This window comes from Okeania sp. SIO3I5, assembly GCF_010672085.1.
GTDB lineage: Bacteria > Cyanobacteriota > Cyanobacteriia > Cyanobacteriales > Microcoleaceae > Trichodesmium.
Genome location: NZ_JAAHHT010000344.1, coordinates 1 through 7624 on the forward strand (window position 1 = coordinate 1; position 7624 = coordinate 7624).

5 protein-coding genes are annotated in these 7624 nt (G+C 32.6%); 4 read left to right on the forward strand and 1 reads right to left on the reverse strand.

Annotation, left to right across the window (positions count from 1 at the left end):
• Positions 1-145 precede the first annotated feature (145 nt).
• Positions 146-1540: a DNA cytosine methyltransferase gene (locus tag F6K40_RS37200; RefSeq protein WP_293144327.1), complete on the reverse strand. Its 1395-nt coding sequence runs from the start codon at positions 1538-1540 to the stop codon at positions 146-148.
• A 251-nt stretch (positions 1541-1791) separates the two neighbouring features.
• Here F6K40_RS37200 and F6K40_RS37205 point away from each other — a divergent pair, with 251 nt between their 5' ends.
• The 4 genes from F6K40_RS37205 (at position 1792) to F6K40_RS37220 (ending at position 7193) form a co-directional block, all read left to right on the forward strand.
• Positions 1792-2454, forward strand: coding sequence for a DUF3318 domain-containing protein (locus tag F6K40_RS37205; protein WP_293144330.1), 663 nt, complete (start codon positions 1792-1794; stop codon positions 2452-2454).
• Positions 2455-2915: 461 nt separating this feature from the next.
• On the forward strand, positions 2916-3914 hold the full coding sequence (locus F6K40_RS37210; protein WP_293144332.1) for a sugar transferase: 999 nt from the start codon (positions 2916-2918) through the stop codon (positions 3912-3914).
• Between the two features lie 1158 nt (positions 3915-5072).
• Positions 5073-6326, forward strand: coding sequence for a glycosyltransferase family 4 protein (locus F6K40_RS37215; protein WP_293144334.1), 1254 nt, complete (start codon positions 5073-5075; stop codon positions 6324-6326).
• A gap of 354 nt (positions 6327-6680) precedes the next feature.
• Positions 6681-7193, forward strand: coding sequence for a sulfotransferase family 2 domain-containing protein (locus tag F6K40_RS37220; RefSeq protein ID WP_293144337.1), 513 nt, complete (start codon positions 6681-6683; stop codon positions 7191-7193).
• Positions 7194-7624: the final 431 nt, after the last annotated feature.

A 7624-nucleotide genomic window follows, 5' to 3' on the forward strand; every position in this document is an offset into this window, starting at 1 on the left:
CTACCAATGCCTGAAAATTTTCTGCGCCAAAAATTGTTCTGGAGCCTTCTGTAATTCAGGTTTTTATGCGCCCGAATTGCTTTTTCTAGATACTGGCAAAATTTGAGGTTGTAAGTATCAAAAAAAATATTTCATCCATCTAAGGTCAATCTAAATGAATAAAACCAAGAGACCTAACTAAAGACTTAGCCAAATAATAAACAACAGGAATAGATACAGCATTCCCAAATTGTTTCTTAGCAATATTCTCCTTACTATGCGCTCTAAACCAACTAGGAAAACCTTGTAACTTCCCACAGTCTTTTGCAGTTATATACCGATATTTTTTCTGACGATAAATTTCCTTGATAAATAAAGACTTATACTCCTCTGGAGTTTTCTCATTAATAGAAACCGTAGCTATACAATCTTTTGTACCTGTAGCAGTTAAGGTCGGCACAATTTCTGAATGAGGTAAAAATATTCTATATATGCCATTAATTCCTGATGAATTTTTAGAGTTGACAAATTCATAACCCTGTTTTTCAACATAACGAATAATTTTATTCTCCACCAAATTATTCAACTCTTGAATTTGCAAATTCTCTATTAACTCAGATAAATCTGCCAAAGATAAAGGATTACCATCCTTAGTTCCGTATTTTTTTCTCCGTCTATTTTTGAGAATAGTTTCACAAATCAACTTTTCCCTTTTAGTTGTCTTGATCAGATCCCAAGAATGAATAGTTGTATGACCATTTCTGGTATCACAAAAAACAAAAAAATCATTCAACTCATCATTTTTCTGAAATTTATTTCTAGATACCGGAATACTGCCATTAAACAAAATATCTGGTGATAATTTGATCTTTTGAATATCAAAATCACCTTGGAGATCATCAATAATTTGAAACAGTTTAGTTGGCAAATTCAATGGTTCAGGAAAAGAGAAATTATCTATATCTAAATCTTTCCTAATTCCTACAAGAAAAACTCGTTCTCTATTTTGAGGCAACCCAAAATCAGCAGAATTAAGTAACTTGTAATAAACACGATAACCAATATTTTCAAACTTCTGAATAATTAATTCAAACGACCTTTGATTAGTCGGACTAATTAACCCTCGAACATTTTCAAAAATAAAAGCTAATGGTTGATTTTTCTCCACAACCCTCATCGTATCAAACCAAAGTTTTCCTCTAGAATCATCAAAACCCCGTAACTTTCCAGCCACAGACCAAGGTTGACAAGGAACCCCACCAACTATCAGATTTACTTGCCAAGGTAACTCAGAAATTTTAGTAATATCTCCCAAATACTTTTCATTATTATTGACATATCCAGTCAAAAAATTTTGCTGATAAACCTTTATTGCATCAGAGTCAATTTCCGAATATCCTAAACATTTACCTCCTAATTCTTCTAGAGGAATTCTAAATCCACCAATGCCTGCAAATAAATCTATAAAAGTAAACCGATGCTCACATATTTGTAAATTAATAGGTTTCTCCAGATTAAAAAAGCTTAATTGGGTTAGGGAATTAATTATCTGACCAGACATGAGTCAATTTTTATGATTACTATTAAAATTAGCTTGATAGCAATTATCTTAGTTAAGATTTTGGGGAAAAAGTAAAATTTTCGATTAAAATTACTATTATAAAGCCATGTGCAACTTTTTCCAATCGACGAGATTTAGGAAGTTTTGAGAATGAGACTTTCCACTCAAGACCCAGAAAAGCTGATTATTCCCTAGAAAGTTGCACATTGCGTGATGATATGAAAGAAAAATCTATAGGACTCAAACAAACTATGACATCTTATGCTACTACCACTGCCAGAGCAGAAATGAGTGAAATTAGACGTCTCAAAGGCTTACTACCACCAGAATTACAAAGCTGGGTAATGGTAGAAAAGTCCATTGAAGTTAATCCTCCACTCATTCGCAGTGAAGAAATAGGCAAAGACCAAGTAGAAATATCCATTGATTTAGCACGTTGGGAACAACTAGCATTAGACCAACGTAATTTATTATTCTGGCATGAAGTGGCCAGAATTCAAAACGATACAATTCCCAGGGATGGTTGGGAAATGGCTGCCCTTGCAATTGGTTTGGGGGGTGCTGTGGGTGAATTATGGGTACAGGATGGTCTACTTTTAGTTCTGGCCCTAGCTTTGTGTGGTGTATCTGGGTATAGACTCTATCAAAAGAATAACGGAGAACGTAACCTTAAAGAGGCGATAGAAGCAGATGATAAAGCGATCGCCCTAGCCACTCGTTTTGGTTATTCACTCCCGAATGCTTATAAAAGTCTAGGTAGCGCTCTGAAAACTCTAGTCGAAGAAACTCCCAAAAAACGACAGAGGGCAAAATATGAAGCCAGACTTCAAGCTCTCAAACGTAGTGCAGCTAAAGCCAAGGCAAGAGTTAAAGGAGGTCGTGAAACTTCACGTTCTGAAAATATATATAACTAGATATATAACTAGACAAGAAATATTGGGTGGGTTAGCCGGAAAATAATCAAAACTAGACTCGATCAGGAGTAACAACCCACTCAAATTTATCCCAATTATTTTGGTGTTATAATAGGGATATAACTGAATTAATAGAAATAGTAATCTGGCTTAATGGCTATATATATCATCTACTAAATACATTCTATTTAAGAAGGTAGTAGGCATAGATTAATCTATTAAGGATAGTGTATTAGTATCAAGTCATTACTAATCATTAGACTAGAATTTTAGTCTTGAGGGTGGTCTAACCATTTAAGTGATTTTTCTTCGATCACTTAAACATAATTTGGTAATTATTATGAAGCTGATTATGCCAGGAAAATCTTTAGTAAGATACCTCAAATTTTCATCTTCAAAGAAATAACTCTTGCACAAAACAAAAATACTATAGTCTTACAGAAAATAGGAACCAAGATTTCATGGTCAGCCAAACCTCAGAAACAGACATCAAAGTAACTTTTAGGGAAAAAACTCCCGTGATTAATTTGCCTCTTCGTTTTACTGTCTCGGAGGCAGAATTATTTAAGTTGACTTGCCAACAACTTTTCTCTCAAGAGAATACTACAGGCAAGATTATTATTGATTTTAGTAACACTAATTTTATAGATAGTTGTGGCATTGGTTCCTTGGTAACAAATCTCAAAATAGCAAGGGAAAAAGATAGAGATTTTGTCCTTTTTGATGTTAATTCTCAGGTTATGGGTGTATTTTCCCTAACTGGATTAGACCAAATTTTAATCATTGAACAATCCACACAACCGGAGGTTAAAAGTCATCGTAAATCTGATGAAAATCAACTACCTGTTACTCATCCTTCAATTAAATCTTGGGTAAAACGTCTGATTGATATTGTTGGTGCTTTGGTAGGATTATTTATTACAGGTATTTTGTTTATACCTATAGCTATTTTTATTAAGTTTGATAGTCCTGGTCCGATATTTTTTGCTCAAGTACGATGTGGTTGGATGGGAAGGCATTTCCGAATGTGGAAATTTCGCTCTATGTGTGTAGATGCAGAACAACTTAAGAGTCAAATCAAAAATCAAGCTCAAGGTGCAATATTTAAGAATGAAAATGATCCAAGAATTACTAAAGTTGGTAACTTTTTGAGGCGAAAGAGTTTGGATGAATTACCTCAGTTTTGGAATGTATTAAAAGGGGATATGAGTTTAGTTGGAACAAGACCTCCAACTCCTGATGAAGTAGAACATTATGAAGTTCCTCAATGGCAACGTTTAGATGTTAAACCTGGTATGACAGGAGAATGGCAAGTTAATGGTCGTTCTCAAGTTAAAAATTTTGAAGATATTATTAGGTTAGATTTAAAGTATCAAAAGAATTGGAGTTTAATGTACGACATAAAGTTAATTATTAGAACTGTGGTAATTTTATTCAAGAAAGGTAGTGGAGCCTACTAGAATTATTTCAGATACTTACTATTGGGCTATTGGGGTTTTTATATTTGATATTTGCAAATTTTCAGTTGTTTGAGGGAGTATTCAATAATTAATTATTACCTCTTCTTATAAAGAAGAGAATTTTGCTCAAAGGAATTTTTTTCTTTTTTTCTTCTTGAAAAAAGAGGCTTTCAACCTTGATTTTTCGGTAATCACAGAAACAGCGAATAGAAAAGAAGAAAAACAACTATAGCAATTCTATAGCAATTCTAAATAGGTTGTAACAATTGAAAAACTAGAAATAAACTTTGAAACTCTTGTCTATTGCCCATTGCCTATTCCCTATTCCCGAAAAACGGTAAGATTTTTATACACAAATATATTAGAGGATTGCTATATATCTCAGTAACTTGAGAAAAGCTATATTGAAGTAATTTGATATTTCCTGTTTATACCCATCTTTATTCCCATAAGATATTAGCTAGAAATTTCAATATATATAATGATATATATAATGATTGTAGACTTAAGTTTGAGTAGATTTTATGTTTGAGAATTATCTTGGCAAAATCTGATGAAGCTTAATATCTAGCGAACAGAAAAATCCTGTACAATCTTGAGGAAAAAAATCTAGAAAACTTCAAACTAATTTTTTTGATTGAACAACATAAATCCCCATCCCTTTTATATACTTTATTTTCCATTTTCGATTCGAGAATTATTAATTTGAATAGGATTTTAGGTAGTAGGTTCAATTTTTGCCCTGAGAATTCAACTCTAACTAATTGTAGACATTACACAGATAGTAGAGTTTTCAACTTAATTACTCTCAAATTTTGTTCAAGCTACTAGAGCGGTATTCTGTAATTTTTAGTTGAGGAAAATACTAGAATCTTGATCAAATTAAAGATTCTATTGAAAAACCCAATGCACTATTTTAGTTATGTTAGTTCACTATAGAAATCCTAAATTGGTTGTGAAAATTTTTATAACCATTAATATTAACGGAAAACCTCTAAAATTCTGATTTATGACTTCAGATATAATTGCCCTAAATTACTGTATCATCAAAATTTACATTCTATAAAATCTTACTTTTAACTGTTGAGTTTTGAATACCTGAATTCTGTAAAACGGTATTAATACTTTTGCAGAGTAGCAATAATAATTAATTAAATTATGCGTATTCTTATCTATTCCTATAACTATCACCCAGAACCAATTGGTATTGCACCTCTAATGACCGAACTTGCGGAAGGTTTTGCTAAACGCGGACATCAGGTTCGTGTGGTGACTGGTATGCCACATTATCCTGAAAATAAAGTTTATGATGAGTATAAAGGAAAGTTTTTTCTAACAGAAGAACAAAATGGCGTAACGGTTCAACGTAGTTATATCCATGTGAGAGGTTCTAAACGTGGGCTTTTAGATCGGCTATTATTAGATAGTAGTTTTATTCTGTCTAGTTTATGGCAAGCTTTTAATGGTTGGAAACCGGAAATAATTTTTGCGACGACTCCTACTATATTAATTTCTTTACCAGTTAGTTTTTACGGATTATTTTCTAACTCTTCTGTGGTGTTAAATATTCAAGATATTGTTTCTGAAGCTGCGGTAAGAGTAGGGTTAGTGAAAAAAGATAGTTGGATAGTAAGGATAGCTCAAGCAGTAGAAAAATTAGCTTATCTCAAAGCTGTTAAAATAAGTGTTATTGCTGAAGATTTTGTCACTAAGTTAGTAGAACAAGGGGTTGATAAAAATCGTATTGTTTGCATTCCTAATTGGGTAGACCTTAATTTTATTAGACCTCTGGAGAAAAATAATTCTTTCCGAGAAAAACATAATCTTCAAAATAAGTTTGTAGTTGTTTATTCTGGGAATATTGCTCTAACTCAAGGTTTAGAAACAGTAGTTAAAGCTGCTGCTAGTCTCAAAGAAAAATCGGAAATTTATTTTGTCATTTTAGGGGAAGAAAAAGCGCTTCAACAATTACAAGAATGTTGTGATAATTATCAAGCGGATAATGTACTTTTATTGCCTTTAGTTCCGCGAGAAAAATTACCAGAAATGTTATCTGCTGCTGATGTTGGTTTAGTAATACAGAAAAAGACAGTTACTGCTTTTAATTTACCTTCAAAAATTCCTGTTATTCTTGCTAGTGGTCGTCCAATAATAGCTTCTGTTCCGGATACAGGTACAGCAATGAAAGTTGTCGAAGAAAGTGGGGGTGGAATAGTGGTTACTCCAGAAGATTCTGATGCTTTGGTAGAAGCTATTTTAGAATTATATGAAAATCCAGAAAAACTTGAGCAACTAGGTCATCAAGGGAGAAAATATGCTGAAGAAAATTTTGGTTTTGAAAGTGCTTTAGATAGTTATAAAGCTTTATTTACTGAAATTTTAGATATAAAGCTTTATTTGATGAAATTTTAGATATGAAGCTTTATTTGCTGAAATTTTAGAGTGGAAGGAAGAAAGCTTTAGTTATCTAGGAGAGAAGGAGGAAGGTTAATTATTAATACTCTTTTGTATCAATTATTAGAGAGTAGGGAGTAGTTCATTAATTGATAATGGATAATAAAAATTATCTCTAATTATCAATTATCTATTGGTAAAAATGTGTCGGAAGATAGACAACAAGCAAATAAAATATTTACTCAGTCAGTTTTAAAGATGCTTTCCATACAGAAAAAGTTTTTGTTGATTCACATTCGTAAAACAGCAGGTAATTGAATTCAGAATATTCTCAAGCATTACTCTGAAGATAAAATTGTTTGCCTTAACTCTTTGCAGGATGGTGTAGAGAGATTTGAACTAAGAAATCAAAATTTTCCTAACATACATAAACATTCATCTTTACTTGACTACTATCAAGTTTTGTCACCTGATGTTTTTCATTCTCTTTATAAATTTGCCGTTATTAGAAACCCTTGGGAAAGAATGATTTCTTTCTTTTTTTCTCCACATCGTCAAACTCAAAACTGGAATAGAGATGAGTTTATTGATTTATTAGAAAAAGTACCAACAATGTTTGACTATCTAAATACTCATGGTTTACCGTCAAACAAACCTGAAGTTAATTTTGTTATGCGTTTTGAAAATCTTGAAAACGACTTTAGAAAAGTATCCAAAATATTAGAATTAGAAAAATTTCAGCTCCCTAACCGCAATAAATCAAATCGAGAAGATTATTGGAAATATTACGATTCTGAATTAGTTGATCTGGTGTCACATAAGTATGCAGCAGAGATTGATTATGCTGGATATTCTTTTTGTAAACCAACAAATCAATTTGTTTGATTACTCTACAAAATTTAGAAAAATTGAAATAGAGCCAACTAATTTTTAGTAAACTCAAATTTCTGATTTTAATAACTTCTGGCAAAAGGCATTTCTGCTGAAAACAGAAGGTTTTTCTATTTTTATAGCACTACGTTAATTACTTAAGATATTTAGATATTAGTAAATCCTATTTGCGGAGCATTGACCTAGAAAAAACTCACTCGTATCATGTCCGTTGCGGAGGCTGTAAACAAGAACGTTAATGTCTATAGGAAATTTAACTTTCCTGGCGGGAAGTCCCGCGCTCTCCATCCCCCCTAACCCCCCTTGGAAAGGGGGGAGGGGAGCGTCGGGATGAAAGCCAGGGCCAGGATTCGGATACCTTCATAAGCTAAACGTTGATATGCCCTTGACAAGCTAGGAGCATTTTGTTATTGTAAAAGTCAACA

Coding starts and splice junctions, on each gene's coding strand:
- F6K40_RS37200 (WP_293144327.1), bottom strand. CDS start 1,540: ATGTCTGGTCAGATAATTAATTCCCTAACCCAATTAAGCTTTTTTAAT.
- F6K40_RS37210 (WP_293144332.1), top strand. CDS start 2,916: ATGGTCAGCCAAACCTCAGAAACAGACATCAAAGTAACTTTTAGGGAA.
- F6K40_RS37205 (WP_293144330.1), top strand. CDS start 1,792: ATGACATCTTATGCTACTACCACTGCCAGAGCAGAAATGAGTGAAATT.
- F6K40_RS37215 (WP_293144334.1), top strand. CDS start 5,073: ATGCGTATTCTTATCTATTCCTATAACTATCACCCAGAACCAATTGGT.